We start from the raw sequence: 24,535 nt of genomic DNA on the forward strand, positions 1-24,535 counted from the left end.
CTTATCTATATGACACGCGACTCTGATGTCACAGGGCGCGCAACTTGAGGACATTTGCCCGTGGGTTCCAGATTCGACGCCGGTGCCGCCATCGGTGGGGTGCTGTACAAGGACGTGAAGCGTGCCATGCTGGTCGCCCTCTCGGAGGGCGAGTGGAAGCCTGCGGAAGCGATTCCTTCGGAACGCAAGCTGATCGAGCGATTTGGCGTTTCCATCGGCACGCTGCGAAAGGCCATCGATGAGTTGGTGACGGAGAATATCCTGATTCGTCATCAGGGCCGCGGGACATTCGTTGCCACGCACCGGATGGAAGACCACTTCTTCCGGTTCTTCCGCGTTGTCCGTCAGGACGGATATCGGGAATATCCCACGGTGCGTCTTGTCCGGTTCCGCCGTGCCAAGGCTGACAAGGCGGAGGCGGCGGCGCTGGGCCTGTCAGTTGGCGATGCCGTTTTCAGGTTTGCCAATGTCCTGTCGCTGGAAAAGCAGCCCGTCATGATCGATGCGATCACGGTCCCGGCTGAGCGCTTCCCAACACTCACCGAGGCGCAACTGCGTGAGCGCCCGAACACGCTCTACAACTTCTATCAGGATGCGTTTGGCATCAACATCATCCGCACCGACGAACGCCTGCGCGCGACGCTGGCTGACGAAGAGGATGCCGAGCTGATGGAGGTGTCCGCAGGCAGTGCCTTGCTTCAGGTCTTGCGAACAGCGTATTCGTACCACGACGAACGCATCGAATATCGGGTCTCGAAACTCAATACGTTGCACCACGAATTCACACTGTCGCAGCCGTAGGTCGAGATCCTCGCCTACGCATCTGCACCAGGCGCGCCCCTTCGAGAGAAGATGACCGCTGGCGTTGGGCTTTCGTTGACGATCAGCTTGAAAATATCCGGGCGTGCGTAGTGGCCCACAGGATCGAAGTCAAACTGGCCACGCGCAATTTCCTCGGTATCGAGTTCGGCAGTCAGGATGACTTCGCCGTCGTAGTCCGGGCCGGCAAGAACCCGGCCAAGCGGATCAATGATCATGCTCCCGCCACGCATCAGCACGGCATTCCCGTCGTCGGAGAGGCGGTTATGCATGTCGGCGGGAAAATTTGCGCGCGTCAGATACTGACATGCCGACAAGACAAAACACCGGCCCTCGAGCGCAATATGCCTGGCTGTTGCCACCCAGCTATCTCGGTCATCTGCGGTCGGGGTACAGTAGATCGCGACCCCCTTGCCATACATTGCCGTGCGAAGCAGCGGCATATAGTTTTCCCAGCAGATCACCGCAGCCAGCGGACCCCAGGGCGTATCCACGACATCGAGGGTGGATCCGTCGCCAAATCCCCAGCACAGGCGCTCGGCTGCGGTTGGCATCAGTTTTCGATGCTTGCCAAGTAGCGCGCCGTCGGGGCCAAAGTACAGTGCGGTGCAGTACAGCGTACCGCCGTCCTGCTCGATGACGCCTATCACGACATACATCGAGGCATCGCGCGCGGCCTGCCCCAGGACATCGGTCTCAGGGCCCGGCACCCGAATCGCACGGCGCTGATATCGCGCGTACTCCTGTCGGCCCTCTGGCGTGCGGGCGCCGATGAAAATGTGGAAGTCCGCGCCCTTGGGATAGCCGCCAATGAACGCCTCCGGAAAGAGCGCGACCTCCGCCCCGCGCTGGCGTGCCTCCGCGATCAGCGCTGCAGCCTTGTCCACCGTGGCCGCCGTGTCCCCGGGAACCGGCGCGGATTGCACCACTGCGGCGACAAATTTTGCCATGCTGCCCTCCCTCGGTTCTCTGGCTGTAGGCGGTGACGTATCGGAGTCACGCCAGCACGCCTGGCGGGCCGGTCTCGGCGCACCATTCATCAGCGTACTCGCCCCTGTCATGTTCGCTATGTTCGCTTCCAGACAAACGCGCGCAGTTGACTGCGCCATCGACAGCTTGAGGCGTCGGTTGACGCAGAGGGCGGATGATGACTCATGCGACTCTCAAGAGCACTTCTCCTGTATGCGAAACTCGAAACAGATCTTTGTCGATCAACTCGACGAGTTCGCCGCTGGTCAAGCGCCAGTTCTTGGCGCCCGGATAGACGCGCAGGCCTCTAGGGGTCACGACTGATGTGAAGTAGCGACACTCAAGCACAAAAACGCAACGGTCGTCGTCGCCAGCGCAAGTCAGACGCTGGATCACTTTGTTGCCATGGCGCGGGCCGGATTGGGGATGCTGCAGCGTGAAAGCCATGTACGAATCGGTGCATGGGACCAGCAAGTCCTGTCGTGACGAGGGACCGGCGCATTCCAGGAGCTGCACGGATCGCGCGTCAAAAGGACGAAAAGGACGGTTGCGTGAACGTTACACCATGCAAGGCGCCGCGATTGGTGCCGATGTGACAACAGAGTGGGTACCGTGAGCGCACTACCGCGTGCTCTGTGGAAACGTATGATTCCCCTTCAAGAAGGCAATCGTCCCATATAGACCCCTGACCTAGTCCAATGCGGAATTTTCGACATGACTACACGCTTCGGCACAAGACCAGCCTGCCTTGGCGAATAGGGGCGGCAGGGAGAGCGCGACGCGCCTGCGGCAGGGCCTACCGCACGCTGATACTGCTTCTCCTTGCGGGACTCAGCGCCTGCGGGTCGTTTCCTCACAACGCGCCGCGCAATCTGCCTGAAGCTGCGGCAGGCAGCGCGTCGGCGGCCATGCGCGAACCCACGGAGGTCGTCGGCCAGACAGCCGTTGCCTTGTCGTTCTCCGGCGGTGGCACGCGAGCCGCAGCCTTCGCCTTCGGCGCACTGCAGGGGCTGGACGCCATGAGAGGTCCTGGGGGCGCGTCCCTGCTCGACGACGTCGCATTCATTAGTAGCGTGTCCGGAGGCTCCATCACCGCTGCGTACTACGGTCTGCACGGCAAGGCCGGCCTGTCGACCTTTCGATCCGTACTCTTGAAGGACGGAGAGGCGGGGCTTCGCTTCAGTCTCCTGAATCCGGTCAACCTTGCGCGCCTCTTCGCGGGGGGGCTCAATGATCGGGAAGATCTCAGGAGCTGGCTCGACGAAGACGTGTTCAAGGGCGCGACGTACGCCGACATGTTCCGCCGCGGTAAGCCGATCGTTTGGATCAACGCCACGAACGTCTACTACCGGGTCGCGTTCCCGTTCAGCCAGCAGGCATTCGATGCGCTATGCAGCGATCTCGCAAGCTTTCCCGTATCCGAGGCCGTCGCCGCATCCATGGCGGTTCCGCTCTTCTTTGCACCGATCGTCCTACAAAAGCATCCCGAGGCTTGCAGTGCACCGCTGCCGAACCTTGACAAGGCCCAGGCGCCTGGGCAATCGCTGCTGTTCAGCGCCCTGGCAAATGCCGTTCGCGGTCTCCGGGACACTTCGAAGGGCGAGTACATCAAGCTGGTCGACGGCGGGGTGACCGACAACTACGGCTTGGCCACCATTTTGCAATCGCGCCTGCTGCTGGGCACGGCTTATGGTCCCATGAGCGAGCAAGACGCGATCAATGTGCGGCGGCTGCTTTTCATCGTCGTTGACGCGGGTCACGGCCCGCGCGGCGATTGGAACCGAAGCCAGGAGGGCCCGTCCGGGATCGAAGTCGCAAGCGCGGCCATCGATGCGGCAATGGGGACCAACGTCAGGATGAGCTATGACGCCTTCGTTCCGATGATGCAGCAGTGGCGCGACGACCTCGTGGCGTATCGGTGTGGCATGTCGGATTCCCGGCAGCGGGAGATCGCTGCACGCCGCCCAGGCTGGCGGTGCAATGACGTCGAATTTTCCGTCACGCGGATCTCGTTTGAAGCCCTCGACAAGGAACGTGCTGCAAGTCTGAGCGATGTGCCGACCAGACTCCATCTGCCCGAGAAGGACGTCGATCGCCTGATCGAGGCGGGGAGGGATGCCATCGTTGGCAACCCGGTGATCCGCGAGTTCGAGCGCGAATCAACCGAGGCGCGATAGTCCCGCGGCACGCGGCGTGGGTGAAGCGGGCGTTGGCGGCGTCTCGAAATGGCCGGATTCTGACGTAGGGCCACCCGCGCATGGGTGCGTGGGCGCCAGAGGCAACTACCGACCCAACCCTGCCCCCCCGGCGCTAGATCGTCAATGGCTCCTTTACGCGTTCAATCAGACGTCAGGTTCTGGGCAAGGCGAAATTTCAGCCTTGGACGAAACGCGGGCGAAATTCTGGAACTCCGAAAGAAATTTCCGCTTCTGGCAGCAAAATTCCAAGTGTCGCGAAAGGCATTCTAACGCCGCTTCGGGTGTCTAATCTCTTCCCGGAAGTCTTCGGCGAAAGCTTCCGCCAAGAGGAGTCTGCGTCCAGGACTCGGGAAGATGATTGCGTATCGCGAAGCTAGCTCTTCTCTTAGTGGTCGCACGACGACGTCATGCGCTGAGAACAGCTCCGCAGCCCAACGTGACACCAGTGTGATTCCCGCGCCGGCCGCTACGAGTCCGCAGGCTACCAAGGAATGGGGCGTGTCCACAATGACGTTTGCCGCAACTCCAGCATTCGAAAACGCGTCGTCAATCTGGTGGCGCAGAAAACTATGCTGGGACAGCAAAATTAGCCGCTCATTGGCAAGGTCCTTGACGGAAATTACCCGCTTCGAGGCGAGCCGATGACCGACCGGCAGTATCGCGACTGCTGGACTGGGATCCAGTGGCTCCGTCGCGATAGCGGGCCGCGACAGCGGTAGTTCGATCAAGCCTACGTCGAACTGGCGTGTAGCGACGAGATCCGCGACCTGCCGGGACGGCAGGCTCTCGATGTAGACGGATACATTTGGTCGGGTCGACAGAAAGCGAGTGATGGCCCTCGGCAACAGCCACTGAGAAATCGAAGGTAGCGTCGCAATGCGCAGTGCTCCCGCGCGCTGGTTACGGATGTCTTCAGCGATCTGGGAAATCCGTTCGAGGCTGCCATAGATTGGCTCAATCTCACGGTATAACGCCTCCGCCTCAGGCGTTGCCACAAGCTTGCGACCCCTGCGCTCGAAGAGCTTGTATCCGATGCGCAGTTCGAGGAGGGCGATTGCTTTGCTGACCGCGGGCTGCGTCACGTTCATCAGTTGCGCTGCTCCGACTACGGTTCCCGTACGCATTACGGAGTAAAAGGATTCAACTTGGCGCAGATTGACAGTCTTCTTCATACATAACTTTTTGGAATAAGCAGGCTGCAAAGAATGAATTGTTATGCAGGGAGAGCGCTTCTAAGATTCATCCACCCTGGACCCAAATCTTAGCGGCAAACCAGGGGTACGGAGATACGGACAACATGCCCCCCGAACTCAAACATGACAAGACCCTTCTGCCGCAGACGTTGCGCTGCGGCGTGGGCAGCGTACTGGCATCGGCTGGGCTCACCGCGTTCGCGATGCTCGTATGCTTCCCGGTGAGCGCGCAGGAACCGACGCAGTCATATCCAACCCGCCCAATCAAACTGGTGGTCGGGTTTCCCCCGGGCGGATCCTCGGATGCGACCGCGCGGTTACTGGGCGCTGCGTTGAGCGTGAAGCTCGGCCAGCAGATTGTGGTGGAAAACAGGCCGGGCGCGAATTCCATCATTGCGACTCAGTATGTGAAGAGCCAGCCTGCAGACGGCTACACGCTCTTGTCGGTTTCCTCGTCGTTCGCCATCAATCCGGCCCTTCAGAAGCTGAACTACAACATCTATAAGGACTTCGCGCCCGTGGCGCTTCTCGGCGTCATTCCGTTGTGGCTCGTTACGCCGGCTAGCATTCCGGTGAAATCGATTCCCGATCTGGTCTCGATGGCCAAGGCGCAGCCGGGCAAGCTTCCTTATGCCAGCTATGGTCCTGGAAGCGCGGGCCATTTGGCATCGGAGTTGTTGCTGTCCAAGACGGGCATCAACATGATCCACGTGCCCTACAAAGGCAGTGGGCCTGCGCTGATAGACCTCATGAGCGGACAGGTGACGATGATGATGCCCACAGTGGCGTCGTCAATCAACCTCGTCAAGGAAGGAAAGCTTCGTGCCATCGCCGTGTCGAGCAAGAAGCGTGTCTCAGCGGTCCCAGATGTTCCGACCATTGCGGAGTCGGGCGTCCCTGGCTTCGAACTTGTGGCGTGGGAATCCATTCAGGCTCCGGCCGGCACACCCGCACCCATCGTCAATCGACTAAACACGGCGATTCGCGAGGTGATGGCAACGCCAGATTTTCGCGAGAAACTCGTCAAGCTCGGCATCGAACCGGATTCTGGCAAGACTCCCGGCGAGGTCGCTGCGTTCGTTCGCAGCGAGGCAGACAAGTTCGAAAAGATTGTCCGCGAGCGCAACATCAAGGCGGAATAGGTCATGGGTACGGATCACATCGATACGCTCGTCATAGGCGGGGGCGTGGTGGGCCTATCCGTGGGATATGGACTTGCCCGCAGCGGAGATACCGTGTGCGTGCTTGACGGAAGCGATGACGCCTTTCGTGCATCAAGAGGAAACTTCGGCCTCGTCTGGGTCCAGAACAAGGGTCTGGGTCGTCCGGCCTATGCGCGCTGGACCATGCAGGCGGCGCGCGAGTGGAAAGCACTTGCGACAGAACTGCAAGACCTCACGGGAATCGACGTCCAACTTCAGCAGCCAGGCGGAATTAGTATGAGCTTCGATGAGAAGACGCTCTCTGAGTCCGCCGGAAAACTCGCAGTATTAGGTGCACAACTCGGTATCAGCTATCCATACGAAGTCCTCGATCTGCCGAGCCTGCGCCGGCTCATCCCAGAAGCCGGCCCGGATGTTGTCGGTGCGATTTACTGCGAGCTCGACGGTCATGTCAGTCCGCTGCGTACGTTGAGAGCACTGGTCCAAGGCTACAAGGCTCTCGGTGGCCTGCTGGTGACCGGAGTAAGCGTCGACAAGATCGAGCATCGTGCGGGGGAATTCCGAGTCCGGGCTGGAGACCGCACGTTCTCGGCATCGCGCGTGGTACTCGCTGCTGGGCTGGCGAACAGAGACCTTGCTCCCCAGGTAGGGCTAAGCGCCCCCGTACGGCCGGTACGAGGCCAACTTCTGGTTAGCGAACGGGTGTCGCCATTTCTGCGATATCCGTGCCACTACGTGCGGCAGACGGGCGAAGGCGTGGTGCAGATCGGCGACTCGAAGGAAGAAGTCGGGATGGACGATGGCACCACCTTGCCTGAACTGGCTCGCATTGCAGCGCGTGCGGTGCGCAGCTTCCCGATGCTGGCCAATGTCAACTTGGTTCGCACATGGGGCGCGCTGCGTGTCATGACTCCGGATGGCTATCCGATTTATGAGGAGTCCATTGAATGCCCGGGAGCTTTCGTGGTGACGTGCCACAGCGGCATCACGCTGGCACCAGCACATTCCGGCCCACTTGTGGAATGGATACGTACCGGCACCGAACCGGTTGAAGTTCGGGATTTCAAGGCAAGGCGTTTCGATGTTCAAGTCAATCAAGCTATCGCCCACTGAGCTGCAGCCGACTGTTGTCATTCACGTGGAAGGACAACAGCTACATGCACGCGCGGGCCAGACCCTGGCGACTGCATTGCTTGCCGCGGGAATCGTACCGTTCCGAAAGACGGCAGTATCGGGAGCCCCACGGGCGCCGCTATGCCTCATGGGTGCATGTTTCGACTGCATCGTAGAAGTGGATGGCGCTCAGAACGTGCAATCCTGTATGGTCGAGGTGCGTGAAGGAATGCAGGTGCGGTTGCCGTCAGGCGCACGGCGCGTGGAGGCAGCAGCATGAGCTCAGGGAACAATGTTCGCTCCATCGACGAAAATCGGATCAACGAAGGCTTTACTCACGACCTCATCATTATAGGTAGCGGTCCTGCGGGGATGTCTGCTGCGACAGTTGCGGCAGCGTGTGGCCTGCGGACTGTCGTGCTCGATGAACAACCTCGCGCTGGCGGCCAGATATATCGGAATGTCACGGTCGCGCCCCGAACGGTCAAAGAGTTGCTCGGTCGGGACTACTGCCATGGCGCTTCCTTGGCGGAACGCTTTGCAAGATCAGGGGCCGAGGTCCGGTACGGCACTTTGGTGTGGGATGTGGCGCGTGATCTGACTGTTACCGCGCAACAGTCAGGACGCTCTTTCAACGTCCGTGCTCCCCAATTGGTGATTGCCACCGGAGCGATGGAGCGCCCCTCGCCGTTACCCGGTTGGACGCTACCAGGCGTACTGAATGCTGGCGCGGCACAGATCGCTATCAAGACGGCAGCTCAAGTCCCGGACGGCAGGGTTGTGCTGGTGGGAAGCGGCCCATTGCTACTGTTGGTTGCATGCCAACTGCTAGACGGAGGGGCCAAAATTGCCGGCATCATTGAGACAAGCCCCGCTGAAAACAATCGGCGCGCATTGAAGCATCTGACACTGGCTGCAACGTGCCCGAAGATTCTCGGAAAAGGTCTGCGGATGCTATGGAAGCTGCGCCGTGCGGGCGTACGCTTTGCCAAGCATGTGGAAGATGTTCGCATTGAGGCTACAGATGACGGTCAACGTGTGCGAGCGGTGTCATTCGTTGAGGGTGGCAGCGCGCAACGTATCGAAGCCGACGTTGCCTTGCTTCATCACGGCGTCGTGCCCAATACGCAGATAACCAGGCTCTTGCGCGTGGACCACTCGTGGAGCGACCAGCAACTGGCGTGGCATCCGGCCGTCGACGCTTGGGGTGAGACGTCTTTGTCTGGGCTCCGGATAGCCGGCGATGGCGCGGCGATTGCCGGCGCTTTGGCAGCGGAGGCCAGTGGTGCCATCGCTGCAATAGGGGCAGCGGTGGCAATCGGAAAGCTAGACGCAAAAAGGGGCGAGGAGCTCGCGAAGTCTTGGCGCTCCGCGCTAAAGCATCAGCAGCGTGTCCGTCCATTCTTGGATGCCCTTTATCGCCCTCCAGAATGGCTCGTTAACTGTGCCGACGACACTGTTGTTTGCCGATGTGAAGAAGTCACCGCGGGGCGCGTCCGTGAAATGGCGAAGTTGGGCTGTGAGGGACCCAACCAGACTAAGTTCTTTAGTCGCTGCGGGATGGGGCCATGTCAGGGGAGGATGTGCGGAATCACCGTGACCCAGATACTTGCGAATACCCACCATCGTACGCCGAGTGAGATTGGTGCCTATCGCATTCGTGCCCCGATCAAACCGATAAGTCTTGGGTCGCTGGCCGCCCTGGCGTGCACCCCCGATCAAACACCACAAAAGAAGGAACACAAGTCGTGATGGCAATCCGGAGACACCATACGAATTCGCGTCTGAGCAAGGTTGTCCGCTATGGCGGATTGGTGTATCTGTGCGGACAAACTGCCAAAGGAAGTGCTTCCGCCACCGGCGATATCGCCGCGCAAACAAGTGAGGTCTTGTCGCGTGTCGAGGCGCTCCTTACTGAAGCGGGAAGCAGCCCTAGCCGGCTTCTCTCTGCGACGGTCTACCTGCGTGACATCAGGGATTTTTCAGGAATGAACGCTGTATGGGAGGGGTGGTTGGCAGACAACAAAGCGGAGGCACCAGTTCGTACTACTGTCGAGGCAGCGCTCGCCACGGAGGGGCTACGAGTTGAAGTAACCATAGTCGCGGCAGAAGGCAACGCAGCTGCGTAAGGCGCCCGGAAACGTTACGATCGAAGTCCGATTCGCTACGCGTGCAGCCCTCATGTTTTGCGCTGAAGTGCCATGCGTGTGTGTTTTCATGCGACCGCCGTGGAATCGGCTGCAGTCGTGCGATTGGAGGCGGGGAATGTCAGCTACTGGCGCGATAGCGCCAGTATGCGAATACCTACCATCGGTTGACAGGCCCCACTACGCAGGCCGCACCGTGAAAATAAAATCCACTTCTACCGACGCGCCTTTTGGCAATTGCAGTACACCAACGGACGTGCGAGTGTGTATGCCGACGTCGCCAAGCACCGAATACAAGACGTCGGATGCGCCGTCGGCGACTTCGCTTTGCATCGTGAAGTCTGGCGCGCTTCGCACAAATACGGTGATGCGCGGCACCGCCCGTATGGCGTCGAGCGTTCCACAGCGTCTTTTGATTAGAGACAGCGCGCGCAGCGTCGAAGTCCCTGCTGCACGACGCGCCTCGTCGAGCGAAATGGATTCGCCCACTACGCCAACGAAGCGCACCACTTCTCCAACTCGCGGGATTTGGCCGGCAATGTAGGCTACGTTCCCATCAACCAGAACAGGCTTGTACTTCCCACCGATCTTGATTTCCTCGTCCGGATCAAATCCGAATTCCGCCGCGATCTGCCGCAGCTTGTCGTCTCTCGTCATAGGCACCTTCACCGACGCTGTCGAAAGGGTAGAGCGTAATCGATTGCTCTGAGTTTGTCTGAGACGACGCTCCGTCCCTCAGATTCGACACGGCCTTGGTCGAAAATGGAAAATGCAGTGCACTGGCGGGCGAGTTGCCCCACAGGCGTCGACGATTTTGGCAGCGACGTCGGATGACCGGAACTGGCTGCGGATTCAACCGGTCGACGACGGCCTCCAGCTCCGCGCTCGATCGGCTCAGCATGCTACTTGACGTGCAGGATCACGACTCCCTCCGAGATCGTTGGGGCACCTGCGCCATTGCCTGCAGCGTTCTGTGCGATCCATTCCCTAGCCTTTTGGATGCTTTCATCAACCCCCGTCTTGTCATTGCAAACGGTCACTGAGAAGCCAAATTCACCATCCTCGCTACGGGCCAGTGTGTAGCTGACAAAGCCTTGGACCGAGCGCATCAGCGATTCGATCTCGGGAGTGCGCCTCTCCAATAAATCGAAGAGTTCCTTGGCGCCTGCTCCCGAATATGCCCTGATTACAGTGTGCATGATATGTCACTCACTTTGATGCCCTGGAGTTGGCGCGAACACGGTGCAGGGTGGAACCCTTGGCCGGTAGTCAATGCGGCCGAGAGGTTGTTCTACGCGCGATTCATGTTGGGCCAGTAGATGCCAGAAGGCTACCTTGCGTAGGGGCCGATCTTCATTCGTCCCCCATCAGGTACAGCTTTGGCGGCGAATAGAAAAAATGCCAGTGATCTCCGGAGAATTTCCGTCTGTCCGCCAGCGGGCGAGGGAATCGAGGGCCATGAGTGACCTCCTGGTTCCTCCGATCATCTGTACGAAGGTGCCCGTGCCAACGAGATACCTAGTGGTGAGTGAGTGTCGCCTGTTCAGGCAGCCTGATCGCGGCTAATCGCCCGGATCTTGTCCCAGACGTGCCCCGGCTGGGGAATTTCGAGGTCGAAAACGGTTTCAAGCGTGTCCGCGAGATGGTCCGCGCTGGTGATGCGGTGTTCGCTAACGCTGTTGGGCATCACGTTGCGCAAGCGATCGTTCTGCAGCGCGACGTAGCCGTCCGCGGTATGACGCAGGACTGCCAGCGCGTTTGTGAATGGCGACCCGGGATCGCGCATCAACCAGGCATGCATGGCGGCCATGGCGGCCTCGTCGCTGTAGTCGATCCTGAAGTCGAAGCTGTGCGCGATGCCATGCACATGATTGTTGAAGCGCAGCCAGCCGTCCTCCGTCGACATGATCGAAAAATCGAAGCCGCGCTGGCTGATCGGTCCGATACCCAGCGGCACCGGTTCGACGATGGCGTCGGCCACGCCGACCTCGGCGAGATAGGGGCGGTCGATATCGACACGCAGGGTCAGGTGATTGCCGATGGCAATGTCGCCCAGAATTTCACGATTAACGCCGCCGCACAGACGGGTTACCCGGAAACCGAGGGCGTCGAGCGCTGCGCCGAAGAGACCGTTCATTTCGTAGCACCAGCCGCCGCGCTTGCCCTCCACCATCTTGGCGAAGGCAGACGCCGGGGTGAGCGAGGACGGCCATCCCATGAAGGCATCCAATGCCTCAAAGGTGAATGTCATGAGGTGAGCACGATGAAGACTCGACAGGCCGTGAAGGTCGAGAGAGACCGGCCGGTCGATCTTGATCCTTGCGAGATAGGCGTCCAACTGGCTGGCGGTCAGGGTCATTCCGTTTTCGTTTGAACGCACGTGTGTCATCGTTCGGTCTCCTTTTCGATGGCAATTCTTGCCAAAGATCCGGGCGCGTCAGTGCGGAACCAGACACTTCGTCAACGGGATCTTCCACCAGAGCCAGTCCTTCCCGTGCTGCGTTGCCTGTAGAGCAACGATTTCGTGTAAGGATTGCTGTTCCTCGAACGAGCTTTCCAGCCAACAATCCCCCTCACAACCGGTTCTCGTATCTATGCGAGAAGGTAAAAAAAAGTGGAGGACGACATGCAGGACCGAGGACTACCCCCCGCCAAACGCTGGATGGCACTTGGTGCCGCCATCCTGGGGATGACGCTGACCAGCGCACCGGCACTCGCTGCCGACGCGTTTCCCACCAAGCCGATATCGATGCTGGTCGCATTCCCTCCGGGCGGGCCCGCTGATGTTCTGGCGCGCGCCATGCAGCCGGCGATGGCCAAGGCGCTCGGCCAGCCCGTGGTCATCGAGAATCTGCCCGGCGCCGGCGGCGCGCTGGCAGTGCAGCGGATGCTAAGCCGTCCGGCCGATGGCTACACGCTGATCATGGGCTCGCCCAACGAGGCCATCCTGACGCCGCTGGCGCTCGCCAGCGCCAGGTACAAGTCGGAGGAGCTGGCCCTGCTGGCGCCGGTCTCGAACCACCCGCTCGTCGTGATGACGCGCAGCGACCTGCCGTACAACTCGCTTGAACAGATCATCGCGGCCGGCAAGTCGGCGGGTAGCAAGAGCCTGACCTTCGGCAATCCGGGCTACGGGACCATGTACCACATCGTCGCCGAATACATGGCTCAGCTGACCGGCGCCAAGTTGCTGCAGGTGCCGTACAAGGGCGCCACGCCGATGCTGGCGGACCTGACCGGCCATCAGATCGACATGACGATTCTGCCAAACCTCGGTGCCTCCACGCAGTTGCTCGAGACGCACAAGATCAAGGCGGTGGCGGTGCTGGACACGCAGCGCATGCGGACCCTGCCCGATGTGCCTGCCATCTCCGAAACCAGCGTCGCGCGCAAGTCCGAGTTCGTTTATTCGATCTGGCTGGGCGTCATGAGCAGGGCCGGCGTGCCAGCGGAGCGTGCCCGCGTACTGATGGACGCCTCGCAGCAAGCGCTGCGGTCGCCCGAACTGATCAAGGCGCTTGAGCTCTCCGGCGTGCAGCCGATGAAGCCACAGACGCTCGAGGCCTCCGCGAAGTTCTACGTCGACGAGACCGAGAGGCTCAGGAAGATGGCCGCATCGATCAAGCTGACGGCGCAGTAATTCCACCGCTCACTGCCGCTCCCATGGCGGCGCCGGCGCTCGCGTCGCTGCGCCGCCTTGTTCCAGCATCCCGTTCCAGGAAGGTTCTCCTTGAATATCCTAGTTGCCGGTTTTCAGCACGAAACCAATACGTTCGCCCCAACCATGGCCACCTACGAGAGCTTTGTCCGTGGCGAGGATTTTCCTGCCATGGCGCGCGGCGAGGCGATCTACGACCTGCTGGACGTGAACGTGCCGATCAGCGGCTTCATCCACCACGTTCGCGCGCACGGTCACACCGTCACGCCGGTGATCTGGGCGGCTGCCGGTGCTTCGGCCCATGTCACGACCGATGCCTACGAGCGCATCGCCGGCGAGATCGTGGAGGCGGTGACGACGGCGTCGTACGACGCGATCTATCTCGATCTGCATGGCGCCATGGTGGCCCAGCACTTCGATGACGGCGAGGGCGAGTTGCTGGCGCGCATCCGTGCCGCGGTCGGCCCGGACATGAAGATCGTGGTCTCGCTGGATCTGCATGCCAACGTCACCGAACGGATGCTCGCGCTGGCGGATGGGGTGGTGGCGTATCGCACCTATCCGCACGTGGACATGGCCGCCACCGGCAAACGGGCAGCCGGGATGCTGCTGGAGCTGAGCAGGCGGGAGGCGCGCGCGCACCTGGTGGCGCGGCGCGTGCCGTTCTTGATACCGGTCAACAGCATGTCCACCATGATGCAGCCCGCTCAAGGCGTCTACGGGCTGCTCGAAGAGCTGGAGTCACAAGGCGTGCTGTCGCTGTCGTTCACACCGGGCTTTCCCGCGGCCGACTTCGCCGAGTGCGGCCCCGTCGTTTGGGGGTACGGCTTCGACAAAGCCCGCGTCGAGCGGGCCGTCGACGCACTGTTCGCGCGCATCTGCGAACCCGAGAGCCAGTGGGCCGTGAAGTTCGAGGAGCCGGATGCAGCGGTGCAGCGTGCGATGCGGATCGCGCAAAAGGCCGCGCGGCCAGTGATCCTCGCGGACACGCAGGACAACCCGGGTGTCGGCGGCGATGGCAACACCATGGGCATGCTGCGTGCGCTTCTCAAGGCTGGCGCGCAGGACGCCGCGATCGGGATCATCTGCGATCCCGCCGCGGCCGCGGCTGCGCACCAGGCTGGAGTTGGCGCGAGGATCGATATTGCGCTTGGCGGCTGCCCTCAGGTGAGCGAGGATGCTCCGCTGCGGGCGACCTTCGAGGTGGAGGCGTTGTCCGAAGGCAAGTTCGTCTACGGCGGACCGATGATGCACGGCAAGGCTGCCAACATGGGGCCCATGGCGCGACTGCGGCTCGACGGCGTGCTCGTTGCCGTTAGCTCGACCAAGGCACAGCTGCTCGACCGCAACATGTACCGCACGGTCGGCATCGAACCGGCGGAGATGAAGATTCTCGTGAACAAGAGCTCGGTGCATTTCCGCGCCGACTTCGCTGCGATCGCGGAAGACATTTTCGTGGTGCGTGCGCCCGGTCCGTTCATCGCCGATCCGGCGGACCTGCCATGGCAGCATCTCAAGCCCGGCATGCGCCTGAAGCCGAACGGTCCGGCGTTCGCGCCGGCGCCGCGAGTCTGCGACAAACTCACGTAGCTCGGCATCGAACTGCCCAAGGCCTGGGGCCAGGCGGCGGCCTATGTGTCGAGCATGCGGTCCGGCAAGCTGATCCAGGCCCACGGGCGCGATGTATCGAAATCTCCACCGCGCAACGCGCGCTCCCGCTTGAACTGCGTACGACCCTGTCATGGGCAACGCTGCGAACTTCGCAGGGGCGCAGAAATTCTCTTAAGGCGGTCGAGGCATCGCTTGCGCGATTCATTGAGAGCTTCGATCAGCCCGCCATCGTCAAGGCGCGAACGTTACTCGCGCGTTAGTTTCGGCTCGACCGCCGCGAGCCGTTGGAAGACGGAATCTCCCATGTAACGGCTCACCTAACGCTTTCGAAACGCCGAGATTGCTAAAACTCCTGCATACCAGCCTCGATGGGATGACATCCCTCCAGCGCCTGGCAATGGTTTGCACGGCAGAGGCGATCCCGTGCGGGCCGTGCTGTTCCGTAGCGGATCGCCTGCACGAGGAGGGCCGTCGCGGCAACGCCGCCGCCCCCCCTGTTGGAGATAGCAATGCATAAGACTCTTGCCAAGACCCTGCTTGCCGCTGCCGCACTTGCCGCCGGGCTCAGCCAGACCGCCCACGCCGGTGCATATGCTGATGCACTGATCGTTGCCGCGCCGGGACACAACGGACAGCGCGACGCCTTTACCGATGGCGCGCACCGCCCGGCCACCGAGGCCACCATGTTGCCCGTGGTCGCGCATCCGGGCCGGTCCGTGTGCGCGGTCCGTGGCTTTGATCCGTACCAGGACGGCATGCGCAAGCCTGATCCTTACACCGATGGCGCTCGCATCAGCTCGCGCGATGGCTTCACCGACGGCGCGCGCAGCGATGCGCGCGGCAGCGGGGAATGCCTGTCCTGAGCAGGGCACGGCAACGGCATGATTTGTCCGGGCCGCTTCGTGGTCCAGGCGCGGGAACATGCGCCTGCCTCCGGCTCGCGGCAGATCAGCCAGTTGGCCCACTGCAGCCCAAAGGCCGCTTTGGAGTACCCAACCGGCGCTCGAAGGCCATCGAGCCGCCTTCGGTCAAGTTCATACGGGTAGTGACAGGCTCCGTCTATCTGGCGGTCATCCTCCAGCTAGGTCAGTGGGCCGGTCGATCTGCGATATCGCGCTAAGCGTTGTGGCTCGCCCGTTGGAGTACATCGACAGTGGCCTCGAACGTCATTCGTGCCTTCTCGCGCCGTCTGCGCGCGAGTCGCTCCGCGCCGGCGCTCCGTTCGGCCTCACCGGCAAGCAAGGCGTGAATGTCGGGGAGCGTGTAGATGGTGGCACGACTGCCCCAGGTACCGTCTGGAATCTCCGTCGGGAAGACCCAGACGCGCGATACGACCTCGTCGAACGGTCGGTTCTCGGCGCGAGCCACCGCTTCCGTGATTGCCTTGACCAGCGCTCTACGCGACTCGTCGGTGTATTGCCCTTCGGGCGCCGACGGAATGATCCGGTAGCGCGCTGCTTTCGAGCGTTCCCCACCGACGAATACCGCGGCAGGTCGATGGAGATTGAGAACAGATACGCCCTGTGCAATCGGATTGGCCGGATCGTACCCCTCCGCTTTGATCAGAATGTCAGTCAATTCTTTGACCAGATGGGCTTCCGCCTCAGGGGTCAAGGCATCTTCCGGCCAGAGTGCGTCGATCATTGGCATGGTGCTGCTCCATTTCTAAGGGTGTCGGCATTCGCTGCCGAGGGTCCGCAGCGCCGTTGGATCGTCAATCTAGGCTTCCCCGACCCGCTTGCGTACACCCGGAATGGACAAACAGTTTTGATCGCCAGGAACAAGTTCGGCTGGTGTGTCTGTGCACTTCGAGCGTGTCTGAATGCGGGGTCGATGTGTCCAGATGGTCTTTAACCGGAGTTCAGTTGTGCGCGCGGCCACTCGAGCCGATGTCGGGCAACGTCGGCGTCAGATACCAGAGCGCACTTATCGCCATATGGCGCCAAATGCAAACTCAGGGGCGGCTCGAGCAAAGCCACGCCCTCGCGTTACGCCTACTTTCGTATCGAGCTCCCTGGATCTTGTCGGTCGAATGGATCATCAACCGACCCAATCCGCGCGGAGACTAGTTCACAGCCCGCCCTGCCGAGGGGAGGCGCACGAATCTCAATCTCGGTAACGAAGCACCCATCATGAGCAAGACCATCACGGCTATCCTCGCAACCGGCATTCTTACGGCCCCGCTCATCTGCACTCTTGTTGGTCTTGCTATTGGTTTTGCGTTCGGCCGCAGGCGATCTCGCACGCTTGCATTCGACCGCAGCCGGCCTCACACGCTTGCGTTCGGCCGCAGCCGATCTCACACGCTCTCATTTCAGAATCACGGAGAGGCACGACTTTCCCGCGAGATACGAACACACTTCATTGCGCCCAACTACCATCTGATGAATCACATCACCTTACAGGTGCAAGATGGTACGACTCAGGTTGACCACATCCTTGTTTCAAGGTTTGGTGTCTTCGTCATAGAAACCAAGGACTACAAGGGCTGGATCTTCGCCAATGGCAAACACGCGAAGTGGACTCAAGTCCTGTTCAAGTGGAAGTTTCAGTTTCAGAACCCGATTTTTCAGAATTTTCGGCACGTTCGAGCCGTTCAAGAGTTGCTCGATTTTCTTCCGGCCGATTGCATCAAGTCGGTTGTGGTTTTCACCGGAGACGCAGAGTTCAAAACTGAAGTCCCTCCCGGAGTTTTTGGTCTCTCGGAGTTTGTCGATCACATCACCGAGCAGACCACCGAGATCATGTCTCTCAATCGTATGCAGTTTTGCGTTGGTCGCCTCGAGGCAGCACGCCTCGCAATAACCAATGAGACGGACGTTGAGCACGTTGAGAATCTGAAGCGGAAGCATGGGATTGCGGCCTAACCCGTAAGCCCCTTGGCAGTAGACATCCACGCGCCCATGAGATCTGGCACGCCAGACCTCGCACCTCTTTGTGCTACGAAGGTTCTAGAGCAGTCCTCGCGTTGCCCACTACGGACGACCGCCTTCGGCAAGGCGGAATGACCGACCGCTTCTGGCCGGTAGCTGCGTACCGCATTTGCGGGCAGCGATGCCTGGCAATTTTCGTCCCGCCTCGCCAGGCCCGGGGCGGGACTGAATTGGGGCACTGCTGCATCGACCGGTTGAATCGGCAGTCGAATTCAGTCGCCACCCACACGCTGACGAGAGGTCATCCGCTGCCTGAATCCGCTTGGGTCCACACCATGCTGTTTGTGGAACGCTTGTGAGAAATTGCTGCGGCTGGAAAAACCAACGGCGCGCGCTACCTGGGAGATTTGCAGGGTTGTGGTCGCCAGCAGCTCCGCGGCCTTGTGCAGCCGAACCGCTCGCAACATGGCCATGGGCGTCTGGCCGAACGCTCGTTCGAAGTGCGAAGCGAACGCTGAACGGCTCATACCGGCCAGGTCGGCCAATCGTTGCACTGACAGCGGCGCATCGGGATGTTCGAAGAGCTTCTCCAATGCAAGAAGCAGGCGGGGATCTGCAACGGCCGCCGTCCACGACAGCTCCGCGTCATTGCCCTCCACCTGGCGCCGCAGCAGCATGACCAGACATTGTTTGAGCAACGCCTCGATCAGAACCCTCGAGCCCAATCCGGGCTGTGCGGATTCCGCCAACAGCATGACGAACTGGTCTTTCAACCCTGCGGGCCCGTCGAATCGCGTCACGATGGGACGCCGCAGCATCCTGAAGGGGTCGGCGGTACTGGTCGCAAAGCGCAGCTCGCCACACGCCATCTCGACGCCTACTGCTGCCTCGCCCACCTTCACTGTCGGCGCCGTTTCGCGCGCGGACCACGAGCCAAGCCTTGCCCGATCCACCGAAACGGTCGGCAATTCGAGCGCGCACTCCAGCCGGTAGGAAACGCCCGGCGGCATGAGGACGAAGCTGTGCGGTTGTAGTGCGATGCGGTGGCCATTGCCTGCGTCGAGCGTCCCGCGACCGTCCAGGCAATAGTGGAGGCTGGCCGTTTCACACGCGTCGAACCGCACGCTCCAGCCATCGCGAATGTCGCACCGTGTGATGTGCGTGACACCAATGTCGAGTGTGGCAAGGAAATGCTCGAGCACACGATGTGCAGAAGGGGAGGTTGTCATTCTTGGACGAATTGAAACCAAACTAAGACCATCTGGAACCTTGCCATTCCTATCATAGCGACTCCAATCCCAATCCTGATGGAGGTTCCCATGTTCGATATGAAGGATCTCGCCCGTTTGAAGAAGCTGGACGAAAACGCCCCTGAAGCGATGAAAAGCTTCCGTGCATTCGATCACGCAGCGTTCGTCGATGGCGCACTTTCTGCACAGCAGAAGCAAATTATTGCGGTCGCAGTGGCGCTGACCACGCAGTGCCCATACTGCATCGCCCTGCATACCGAGGCGGCCCGCGATGCCGGCGCCACCAATGAGCAACTGGCGGAAGCCGCACTTGTGGCGGCGGCAATCCGGGCGGGCGGTGCCGTAACGCATGCCACGCACCTGTTCCGCGACTGAACGCCGCTCAAAGCGTCTTTCCGCTTGGGGATAGTCCCGCATTCCATGGGGCGACTCCTATCGCTAAGGGACGCGCCTGATACGTCTATGGAAGATGGAATTTTCCGAATCACCGGCTCTGGCAGAGCTGGAACCGGCCGCGGCGGAATGCGCTGATGCGTATCGTCGCAATGACAGACAAGGAGGTCTGCGCCACCAGGGCGTGCTCCTCCACCACACACCACATCTGTTGAGGAGTAAACATGCTGCCCATCACCTCCGTTACAACATCGCGGACCAACCAAGCCATCCACAATACCGACGCGTTGCTGCGCTGGTCCCTGGTCATTGTCTTTCTCTGGTTCGGCGGGATGAAGTTCACCGGCTACGAAGCGCAGGGTATTGCGCCGTTCATTGAAAATAGCCCCTTCATGAGTTGGCTCATCGATGCATTCGGTGTTCGTGGAGCCAGCGGTGTCATTGGCGTGCTGGAACTGTCCACCGCAGTGACGCTGGCCGTCGGTGCATTCCATCGAGGCGTGTCGATGCTTGGTGCAGCCATGTCATGCGCGACGTACGCCATCACGCTCACGTTCTTTGTCACCACCCCCGGCGTGGCCGAGCCGACTGCAGGCGGGTTCCCGGCGATCTCCGCACCGATCGGTCAGTTCCTGCTGAAGGATCTCGTGCTGTTGGCTGCGTCCGCTTCTCTGCTGCGCTCAGCGCTGGCGCGTTGGCAAGCGGCGCGTTCCTGATTTCACCGGCACACCAAAGTTGCGAGTTGGCTGTCGCTTCCCGACCCTAAGCCGACGGTCGAATCTGCAGGGCTAAGTTGCCGTTCGAAGAACTGTTTGAGAACTCGATTGAACGACCGCTGGTGGCCGGCAACCGCCATTACCAAATTTCGAGCGAACGGCAGGGAATCCGCCGACTTAGCTGTCCACCGGTGCAGCGGCCCCGCCACGCCGACAGTCAATGATCCCGGCCGCCAAGGGCGGTGGACCAGGCGCCGTTACTCCCCTTGGTGGAAGGCAAACCGATCTTCTAGCATAGATACGCTGGCCAGGAGACCGACAAGGCAGGGACGCCTGATATGACGGTTGCGAGTCAAGTGACGGTTCCGAAGCTTCAGGAGGTAATGGATATGTCTGCCACAAGGATTGAGATGTGCGACCACGATGGCGACGGGGTATTGACCATTCGGGATGACGGCGCCGCATTTTCAGGCGTTGCGCTGGAGCTTTCGAATCTCTTCGGTGAAGACGTGGTCGCCGATATTGACAAGCACCAGTTGCTCGAATGGTGCGAGACGGTTGCCGCCCACCTTCGCAACCAGGGCGTTACGCCAAGCGAGTGCGCTCCGGAGGGCTACGTCAACAAGACGAGTCAAAGCCGGACGAAAGAGCAGCCTGGCGTCGAGGATCTCGTGCAGTCGGCGTCATCCTGACTCTGACGAACCCGAGATCGAGACGCTCTGCTGGCGACAGAGCGTCTTTTCGCTGGCGCATTGCTTTCTGATCCCATCAGCCAGCGATTCCCGCCTATCTGGCGGCGTGCCCTGCCTTATTTCTTCAACCGATACGCCAACTGAGGCCGGGTGATTCCCAGCATCCGCGCCGCGGACGACAGGTTGCCGCGCGTCGTATCGATGGCCAGCTGCATCAGCCTGGCCTCGATCTGCGCCAGCGATACCTGCTGGTCCAGCAGCTTCTGCAACAGGGCATCGGCATCTTCCGGCGGCTCGGCCATGCCTGCCTGCTGGCTGGCGAACAGGTGGGAAGTATCGATCAGCCCCGCCGCGGGGGCGAGCAGTACGCCACGTTCGATCATGTTCTCCAGTTCGCGGATATTGCCCGGCCACTGGTACTGCATCAGCGCATTGCGCGCCCGCTGGCTCAGGCCGCGTACCTGCTTCTGGTAGCGCGCATTGAATCGTTGGATGAAGGCCTGCGCCAGTTCGGGAATGTCATCGCGGCGATCACGCAAGGCCGGGATGCTGACAGGGTAGGTGCTGATGCGGTAGAACAGGTCGGCGCGGAACTGGGTCTGCCGGATCGCCTGGGCCAGGTTGACGTTGGTGGCCGCGATCAGGCGCACATCGACCTTGCGTGTCTCGACACCGCCCAGCCGCTCGACCTCGGCGTTTTGCAGCACGCGCAGCAGCTTGACCTGCGCCGACAGCGGCAGGTCGCCGATTTCGTCGAGAAACAGCGTGCCGCCGTGGGCCCGCTCGAAGCGCCCGGGGCGCGACTGTTGGGCGCCGGTGTAGGCGCCTTTCTCCACGCCGAATAGCTCCGATTCAATCAGCTCGTGCGGGATCGCGGCGCAGTTCACCGCAATGAACGGCTGCTCGCTGCGCGGGCCGTGGTCGTGCAGCCAGCGGGCGAACATCTCCTTGCCGGCGCCGGTCTCCCCGGTCAGCAGTACGGTGATGTGGCTGTCGGCTGCGGCGGACAGCAGGTTGAAGGCCTCGCGGAACGCGGGCGACTGTCCGATCAGGTTGCCCTGGTTGGCGCCGCACAGCGTCTCGCGCAACGTGCTGACTTCCTGCTGCAGGGTCAGCAGGTCGCTGATGACCGAATCGGGTTCGAAGTACTTCAGGTAGTCCGGATCGTCCCACGCTTCGGCCGGCTTGCCGACGATGCGGCACAGCGAGTCCAGCCGCCGCTGGCATTCGGTTTCCTTGTAGATGACGAGGCGGTCCATGAAGGTGCTGCTGTAGCCCGATGCATAGCCCAGCTGCACCCAGCAGCCGCCTTCCTCGCGGCTGAGCGCTTCGTTGTAGGGCGCTTCGCCTTCCCACGAATCCTGCCAGAGAAACTCGCCGTAGAAGTGGCCGGTGTCGCGGTCGATCTCCAGGCGCACCGGGTCGACCCGTGTCACGCCTTCGAGCATGTGCAGCTGCGGGCCCAGCAGGAAGGCATCGTTGGGCGAGCTCGCCAGTTCCTCCTTGCGCTCGCGCTTGACCATCTCGGCATCGCGCATGCCCTGCGCGTAGCCCATCCGGATCAGGAGGCCCTTGCCGCGCTCCAGCCCCAACGTGTCCAGGATCTCCTTGCGCAGATAGCTCAGTGCCTCGGTATGCATCAGCACCATGCGGGATTCCCCGAGCCGGATTTGTGCGGCCTTGGGGTCGATTGTCAGCAGCGAAGCCAGGTCGAACGGCGGCTGCTTGGGGGGCGCGGTCATCTCCATCCTCCAGATTACCTGTGGGCGTGGATCGATCCAGAGGGGAGTCGTCCTGCCGCGTTTTGCTCGTAGCCTACACGCCGGTTCAAGGGCCACGCAAGCACGCGTCGCGTGCCGCGCAAGGCATGGTGCGCCGCAATAGCGGCGGATTTGATCATTTGGTGAAAACCGGCTTCCTCACCTCATCAAATCGTCAAGCGACCAACGCTTGAAAACCCGTGCCGATTTCTCCCCAGCCCTTGTGGCGCATGGTTTCGCGGCCGATGGCACGGCTCTCGCTATATATCCCTCCACCAAAAACAGCGCACGCCAGCCGGTGTGCAGCGCAACAGGGGCGAGACATGACCACTCCGATGATCCCTTCCACCACGCCGGGCCGCCGCTATGTGCGGGTGACCGCGCGCGACCAGCACTGGGTCGAGTTCGAGTTCTCGCTCGGCGACCCGGCGCTCTATGTGGAGCTGGTCATGCGCCCCGACCAGTTCGCCGCGTTCTGCGCGACGCAGGGCGCCACCGCGGTGTCGCGTCAGGTCGGGCAGGCGCTCGAGCAGGAACGCGGCAAATGGAGCGAGACCGTGGCCTGAGGCCGCTACGACGCGCACAGACAGCAGCCAGGCACCAGACAGACACCAGCCAGACACCACAAGCAGACACCAGGGAGACAGGAGCAAGCCACCATGCAAATCGATATCCGTACGGACAGCGTCAGCCCGATCCGGCAGACCTTCGCCAACCTCGCGCGGCGCCTTGGCGCCGACAAGCCGGCCACGCGCTACCAGGAGGCGATGTACGACCTGCAGCCGGAAACCAGTTTCCACTACCGCCCGCTGTGGCAGCCGCAATACGAGCTCTACGATGTGCGCCGCACGCAGGTGGTCATGCAGGACTGGTACGCCCTGAAGGACCCACGCCAGTTCTACTACGGCAGCTATGTCAACATCCGCGCCCGCCAGCAGGAGGCGATGGACAAGAATCTCGAGTTCGTGGAGAAGCGCGGCCTGCTGGCGTCGCTGCCTGCGCACTTGCATGAGCTGCTGACGCTCGGCGTGGTGCCGCTGCGCCATGTCGAGTGGGCGGCCAATATGAACAATGCCGCCATCACCGCCTACGGCTACGGCTCGGCCATCACCGAGGCGGCCATGTTCCAGACCATGGACCGGCTCGGCATTGCGCAGTACCTGACCCGCATCGGCCTCTTGGCCGGCGACAAGGCGGCCGTTGACGCCGCCAAGGCGGCGTGGATGGAAGACCTCGCCTGGCAGCCGCTGCGCCATGCGGTCGAGGACCTGCTGGTGCGCGACGACTGGTTCGAGCTGCACGTCGCCCAGAACCTCGTCATGGACGGGCTGCTTTACCCGCTGGTCTACCAGCGCCTCGATGCGCGGCTGTCGGCCGAAAGCCCGGCGTTCTCGCTGGTCACCGATTTCATGAACACCTGGTACGCCGAGACCGCGCGCTGGGTCGACGCCACGGTCAAGACGGCGGCGCAGGAGCAGCCTGCCAACGCCGTCGTGATTGCCGGCTTCGCCTTTGCCTGGCTCGACCGCTTCCAGCACGCGCTGGCGCCACTGGCGCGCCGCCTGTTTGCCGGGGAAGCCGAGGCCGCGCTGGATGAAGCCGTGGCGGCGCTGACAAAGCGCCTGGCGGGACTCGGCCTTGTCCGTGCCGCCGCATGACACCGAGGGAGCCCGCCATGACCGCCCAGACCACCCAGATCGTATTCATCGCCTTGCAAGCCAACGAAGAGATGCGTCCCGTCATCGACGCCATCGAGGCCGACAACCCGCATGCCACCGTCAACCGCTACCCGGCCATGGTCAAGATCGACGCGCCCGGCCGCCTGGAGATCAACCGCGCCAGTGTGGAGGACCGCATCGGACGCAGCTGGGACGTGCAGGAACTGCAGCTCGGCCTGATCTCGCTGGCCGGCAATATCGACGAGACCGAAGACCAGTTCGTGCTGGCCTGGCATTGAACCGGAAACATCAGAAACATCAG

The 24,535-nt window shown here is 61.5% G+C and carries 27 protein-coding genes; 17 read left to right on the forward strand and 10 right to left on the reverse strand.

Annotated features, from left to right (window positions below; all coding sequences use genetic code 11):
* The first annotated feature begins 60 nt into the window (after positions 1-60).
* Positions 61-801: a GntR family transcriptional regulator gene (locus tag BLR29_RS13125; RefSeq protein WP_092137426.1), complete on the forward strand. Its 741-nt coding sequence runs from the start codon at positions 61-63 to the stop codon at positions 799-801.
* Positions 802-815: 14 nt separating this feature from the next.
* On the opposite strand, the gene BLR29_RS13130 is transcribed toward BLR29_RS13125, so the two are convergent.
* Together BLR29_RS13130 and BLR29_RS31945 are read right to left on the reverse strand one after the other, a co-directional pair.
* Positions 816-1,769, reverse strand: a complete 954-nt coding sequence (locus BLR29_RS13130; RefSeq protein ID WP_092137427.1) for a carbon-nitrogen hydrolase family protein — start codon at positions 1,767-1,769, stop codon at positions 816-818.
* Between the two features lie 202 nt (positions 1,770-1,971).
* Complete coding sequence (locus BLR29_RS31945; RefSeq protein WP_143018455.1) at positions 1,972-2,235, reverse strand: hypothetical protein; 264 nt, start codon at positions 2,233-2,235, stop codon at positions 1,972-1,974.
* Positions 2,236-2,696: 461 nt separating this feature from the next.
* Here BLR29_RS31945 and BLR29_RS13140 point away from each other — a divergent pair, with 461 nt between their 5' ends.
* Positions 2,697-3,965 (forward strand): patatin-like phospholipase family protein, encoded by a 1,269-nt coding sequence (locus BLR29_RS13140; protein WP_092137429.1) that lies wholly within the window; start codon positions 2,697-2,699, stop codon positions 3,963-3,965.
* A gap of 287 nt (positions 3,966-4,252) precedes the next feature.
* Here the strand turns inward: BLR29_RS13140 and BLR29_RS13145 are convergent, their stop codons facing one another.
* On the reverse strand, positions 4,253-5,158 hold the full coding sequence (locus BLR29_RS13145) for a LysR substrate-binding domain-containing protein (protein ID WP_092137430.1): 906 nt from the start codon (positions 5,156-5,158) through the stop codon (positions 4,253-4,255).
* Between the two features lie 125 nt (positions 5,159-5,283).
* Between BLR29_RS13145 and BLR29_RS13150 the strand changes: the two genes are divergently transcribed.
* Genes BLR29_RS13150 through BLR29_RS13170 form a run of 5 tightly spaced genes read left to right on the forward strand, consistent with a single transcriptional unit; the run spans position 5,284 to position 9,584 of the window.
* A complete protein-coding gene (locus tag BLR29_RS13150) occupies positions 5,284-6,321 on the forward strand; it encodes a tripartite tricarboxylate transporter substrate binding protein (RefSeq protein ID WP_092137431.1) in 1,038 nt (345 codons plus the stop codon).
* Positions 6,322-6,324: 3 nt separating this feature from the next.
* Positions 6,325-7,455, forward strand: coding sequence for an NAD(P)/FAD-dependent oxidoreductase (locus BLR29_RS13155; protein ID WP_092137432.1), 1,131 nt, complete (start codon positions 6,325-6,327; stop codon positions 7,453-7,455).
* Positions 7,424-7,735 (forward strand): (2Fe-2S)-binding protein, encoded by a 312-nt coding sequence (locus BLR29_RS13160; protein WP_092137433.1) that lies wholly within the window; start codon positions 7,424-7,426, stop codon positions 7,733-7,735. Before BLR29_RS13155 ends, BLR29_RS13160 begins: the two co-directional genes overlap by 32 nt.
* On the forward strand, positions 7,732-9,207 hold the full coding sequence (locus BLR29_RS13165; protein ID WP_092137434.1) for an FAD/NAD(P)-dependent oxidoreductase: 1,476 nt from the start codon (positions 7,732-7,734) through the stop codon (positions 9,205-9,207). Before BLR29_RS13160 ends, BLR29_RS13165 begins: the two co-directional genes overlap by 4 nt.
* Entirely contained in the window at positions 9,207-9,584 is a 378-nt protein-coding gene (locus BLR29_RS13170) for a RidA family protein (protein WP_092137435.1), read from the forward strand. The genes BLR29_RS13165 and BLR29_RS13170 overlap by 1 nt, the downstream gene beginning before the upstream one ends.
* A gap of 198 nt (positions 9,585-9,782) precedes the next feature.
* Here the strand turns inward: BLR29_RS13170 and BLR29_RS13175 are convergent, their stop codons facing one another.
* From BLR29_RS13175 to BLR29_RS13185, 3 genes are all read right to left on the reverse strand, one after another.
* Positions 9,783-10,259, reverse strand: a complete 477-nt coding sequence (locus tag BLR29_RS13175; protein WP_092137436.1) for a RidA family protein — start codon at positions 10,257-10,259, stop codon at positions 9,783-9,785.
* Positions 10,260-10,504: 245 nt separating this feature from the next.
* The gene (locus BLR29_RS13180) at positions 10,505-10,801 is read right to left on the reverse strand and encodes a hypothetical protein (RefSeq protein WP_092137438.1); all 297 of its coding nucleotides are present in this window, start codon (positions 10,799-10,801) and stop codon (positions 10,505-10,507) included.
* 344 nt (positions 10,802-11,145) lie between these two features.
* Positions 11,146-11,961: an arylamine N-acetyltransferase family protein gene (locus tag BLR29_RS13185; RefSeq protein ID WP_255371224.1), complete on the reverse strand. Its 816-nt coding sequence runs from the start codon at positions 11,959-11,961 to the stop codon at positions 11,146-11,148.
* Positions 11,962-12,228: 267 nt separating this feature from the next.
* Here BLR29_RS13185 and BLR29_RS13190 point away from each other — a divergent pair, with 267 nt between their 5' ends.
* The 3 genes from BLR29_RS13190 (at position 12,229) to BLR29_RS13205 (ending at position 15,734) form a co-directional block, all read left to right on the forward strand.
* On the forward strand, positions 12,229-13,242 hold the full coding sequence (locus tag BLR29_RS13190; RefSeq protein ID WP_092137442.1) for a tripartite tricarboxylate transporter substrate binding protein: 1,014 nt from the start codon (positions 12,229-12,231) through the stop codon (positions 13,240-13,242).
* A gap of 90 nt (positions 13,243-13,332) precedes the next feature.
* Positions 13,333-14,850, forward strand: a complete 1,518-nt coding sequence (locus BLR29_RS13195; RefSeq protein ID WP_092137443.1) for a M81 family metallopeptidase — start codon at positions 13,333-13,335, stop codon at positions 14,848-14,850.
* A gap of 530 nt (positions 14,851-15,380) precedes the next feature.
* The gene (locus BLR29_RS13205) at positions 15,381-15,734 is read left to right on the forward strand and encodes a hypothetical protein (protein WP_092137444.1); all 354 of its coding nucleotides are present in this window, start codon (positions 15,381-15,383) and stop codon (positions 15,732-15,734) included.
* Between the two features lie 253 nt (positions 15,735-15,987).
* Here BLR29_RS13205 and BLR29_RS13210 read toward each other — a convergent pair whose 3' ends face one another.
* Positions 15,988-16,521 carry a tautomerase family protein gene (locus BLR29_RS13210; RefSeq protein WP_092137445.1) on the reverse strand — a complete coding sequence of 178 codons (534 nt, stop codon included), beginning with the start codon at positions 16,519-16,521 and terminating at the stop codon, positions 15,988-15,990.
* Between the two features lie 482 nt (positions 16,522-17,003).
* Here BLR29_RS13210 and BLR29_RS13215 point away from each other — a divergent pair, with 482 nt between their 5' ends.
* On the forward strand, positions 17,004-17,738 hold the full coding sequence (locus BLR29_RS13215) for a nuclease-related domain-containing protein (RefSeq protein WP_092137446.1): 735 nt from the start codon (positions 17,004-17,006) through the stop codon (positions 17,736-17,738).
* 278 nt (positions 17,739-18,016) lie between these two features.
* On the opposite strand, the gene BLR29_RS13220 is transcribed toward BLR29_RS13215, so the two are convergent.
* On the reverse strand, positions 18,017-18,946 hold the full coding sequence (locus BLR29_RS13220) for a helix-turn-helix domain-containing protein (protein ID WP_255371225.1): 930 nt from the start codon (positions 18,944-18,946) through the stop codon (positions 18,017-18,019).
* Between the two features lie 117 nt (positions 18,947-19,063).
* On the opposite strand from BLR29_RS13220, the gene BLR29_RS13225 reads away from it, so the two are divergent.
* Positions 19,064-19,369, forward strand: a complete 306-nt coding sequence (locus BLR29_RS13225) for a carboxymuconolactone decarboxylase family protein (RefSeq protein ID WP_092137448.1) — start codon at positions 19,064-19,066, stop codon at positions 19,367-19,369.
* A 109-nt stretch (positions 19,370-19,478) separates the two neighbouring features.
* Here the strand turns inward: BLR29_RS13225 and BLR29_RS32850 are convergent, their stop codons facing one another.
* Positions 19,479-19,613: a hypothetical protein gene (locus BLR29_RS32850; RefSeq protein WP_255371226.1), complete on the reverse strand. Its 135-nt coding sequence runs from the start codon at positions 19,611-19,613 to the stop codon at positions 19,479-19,481.
* Here BLR29_RS32850 and BLR29_RS13230 point away from each other — a divergent pair.
* Together BLR29_RS13230 and BLR29_RS13235 are read left to right on the forward strand one after the other, a co-directional pair.
* Positions 19,612-20,103, forward strand: a complete 492-nt coding sequence (locus BLR29_RS13230) for a YkgB family protein (RefSeq protein WP_092137449.1) — start codon at positions 19,612-19,614, stop codon at positions 20,101-20,103. The two genes, BLR29_RS32850 and BLR29_RS13230, sit on opposite strands and share 2 nt — an antisense overlap.
* Before the next feature lie 383 nt (positions 20,104-20,486).
* On the forward strand, positions 20,487-20,795 hold the full coding sequence (locus BLR29_RS13235) for a hypothetical protein (protein WP_143018456.1): 309 nt from the start codon (positions 20,487-20,489) through the stop codon (positions 20,793-20,795).
* A gap of 116 nt (positions 20,796-20,911) precedes the next feature.
* On the opposite strand, the gene BLR29_RS13240 is transcribed toward BLR29_RS13235, so the two are convergent.
* Positions 20,912-22,537: a sigma-54-dependent Fis family transcriptional regulator gene (locus BLR29_RS13240; RefSeq protein WP_092137451.1), complete on the reverse strand. Its 1,626-nt coding sequence runs from the start codon at positions 22,535-22,537 to the stop codon at positions 20,912-20,914.
* 341 nt (positions 22,538-22,878) lie between these two features.
* Between BLR29_RS13240 and BLR29_RS13245 the strand changes: the two genes are divergently transcribed.
* The 3 genes from BLR29_RS13245 to BLR29_RS13255 all read left to right on the forward strand — a co-directional run bounded on the left by BLR29_RS13245 (position 22,879) and on the right by BLR29_RS13255 (position 24,512).
* Complete coding sequence (locus BLR29_RS13245) at positions 22,879-23,121, forward strand: phenol hydroxylase subunit (protein WP_092137453.1); 243 nt, start codon at positions 22,879-22,881, stop codon at positions 23,119-23,121.
* Between the two features lie 93 nt (positions 23,122-23,214).
* Positions 23,215-24,213 (forward strand): ferritin family protein, encoded by a 999-nt coding sequence (locus BLR29_RS13250; protein ID WP_092137454.1) that lies wholly within the window; start codon positions 23,215-23,217, stop codon positions 24,211-24,213.
* Positions 24,214-24,230: 17 nt separating this feature from the next.
* Entirely contained in the window at positions 24,231-24,512 is a 282-nt protein-coding gene (locus BLR29_RS13255; protein WP_092137456.1) for an MmoB/DmpM family protein, read from the forward strand.
* The last annotated feature ends 23 nt before the right edge of the window (positions 24,513-24,535 follow it).

The sequence above is a fragment of the Cupriavidus sp. YR651 genome (assembly GCF_900101625.1).
Lineage (GTDB): Bacteria > Pseudomonadota > Gammaproteobacteria > Burkholderiales > Burkholderiaceae > Cupriavidus.

Excerpts from the sequence above, each read along its gene's own strand:
- BLR29_RS13215 (WP_092137446.1), top strand. The coding sequence starts at position 17,004 with ATGAGCAAGACCATCACGGCTATCCTCGCAACCGGCATTCTTACGGCC.
- BLR29_RS13145 (WP_092137430.1), bottom strand. The coding sequence starts at position 5,158 with ATGAAGAAGACTGTCAATCTGCGCCAAGTTGAATCCTTTTACTCCGTA.
- BLR29_RS13180 (WP_092137438.1), bottom strand. The coding sequence starts at position 10,801 with ATGCACACTGTAATCAGGGCATATTCGGGAGCAGGCGCCAAGGAACTC.
- BLR29_RS13150 (WP_092137431.1), top strand. The coding sequence starts at position 5,284 with ATGCCCCCCGAACTCAAACATGACAAGACCCTTCTGCCGCAGACGTTG.
- BLR29_RS13130 (WP_092137427.1), bottom strand. The coding sequence starts at position 1,769 with ATGGCAAAATTTGTCGCCGCAGTGGTGCAATCCGCGCCGGTTCCCGGG.
- BLR29_RS13185 (WP_255371224.1), bottom strand. The coding sequence starts at position 11,961 with ATGACCCTGACCGCCAGCCAGTTGGACGCCTATCTCGCAAGGATCAAG.
- BLR29_RS13155 (WP_092137432.1), top strand. The coding sequence starts at position 6,325 with ATGGGTACGGATCACATCGATACGCTCGTCATAGGCGGGGGCGTGGTG.
- BLR29_RS13250 (WP_092137454.1), top strand. The coding sequence starts at position 23,215 with ATGCAAATCGATATCCGTACGGACAGCGTCAGCCCGATCCGGCAGACC.
- BLR29_RS13210 (WP_092137445.1), bottom strand. The coding sequence starts at position 16,521 with ATGCCAATGATCGACGCACTCTGGCCGGAAGATGCCTTGACCCCTGAG.
- BLR29_RS13140 (WP_092137429.1), top strand. The coding sequence starts at position 2,697 with ATGCGCGAACCCACGGAGGTCGTCGGCCAGACAGCCGTTGCCTTGTCG.
- BLR29_RS13160 (WP_092137433.1), top strand. The coding sequence starts at position 7,424 with ATGTTCAAGTCAATCAAGCTATCGCCCACTGAGCTGCAGCCGACTGTT.
- BLR29_RS13165 (WP_092137434.1), top strand. The coding sequence starts at position 7,732 with ATGAGCTCAGGGAACAATGTTCGCTCCATCGACGAAAATCGGATCAAC.
- BLR29_RS31945 (WP_143018455.1), bottom strand. The coding sequence starts at position 2,235 with ATGGCTTTCACGCTGCAGCATCCCCAATCCGGCCCGCGCCATGGCAAC.
- BLR29_RS13255 (WP_092137456.1), top strand. The coding sequence starts at position 24,231 with ATGACCGCCCAGACCACCCAGATCGTATTCATCGCCTTGCAAGCCAAC.
- BLR29_RS13205 (WP_092137444.1), top strand. The coding sequence starts at position 15,381 with ATGCATAAGACTCTTGCCAAGACCCTGCTTGCCGCTGCCGCACTTGCC.
- BLR29_RS13240 (WP_092137451.1), bottom strand. The coding sequence starts at position 22,537 with ATGACCGCGCCCCCCAAGCAGCCGCCGTTCGACCTGGCTTCGCTGCTG.
- BLR29_RS13230 (WP_092137449.1), top strand. The coding sequence starts at position 19,612 with ATGCTGCCCATCACCTCCGTTACAACATCGCGGACCAACCAAGCCATC.
- BLR29_RS13190 (WP_092137442.1), top strand. The coding sequence starts at position 12,229 with ATGCAGGACCGAGGACTACCCCCCGCCAAACGCTGGATGGCACTTGGT.
- BLR29_RS32850 (WP_255371226.1), bottom strand. The coding sequence starts at position 19,613 with ATGTTTACTCCTCAACAGATGTGGTGTGTGGTGGAGGAGCACGCCCTG.
- BLR29_RS13170 (WP_092137435.1), top strand. The coding sequence starts at position 9,207 with ATGGCAATCCGGAGACACCATACGAATTCGCGTCTGAGCAAGGTTGTC.
- BLR29_RS13235 (WP_143018456.1), top strand. The coding sequence starts at position 20,487 with ATGGATATGTCTGCCACAAGGATTGAGATGTGCGACCACGATGGCGAC.
- BLR29_RS13245 (WP_092137453.1), top strand. The coding sequence starts at position 22,879 with ATGACCACTCCGATGATCCCTTCCACCACGCCGGGCCGCCGCTATGTG.
- BLR29_RS13175 (WP_092137436.1), bottom strand. The coding sequence starts at position 10,259 with ATGACGAGAGACGACAAGCTGCGGCAGATCGCGGCGGAATTCGGATTT.
- BLR29_RS13225 (WP_092137448.1), top strand. The coding sequence starts at position 19,064 with ATGTTCGATATGAAGGATCTCGCCCGTTTGAAGAAGCTGGACGAAAAC.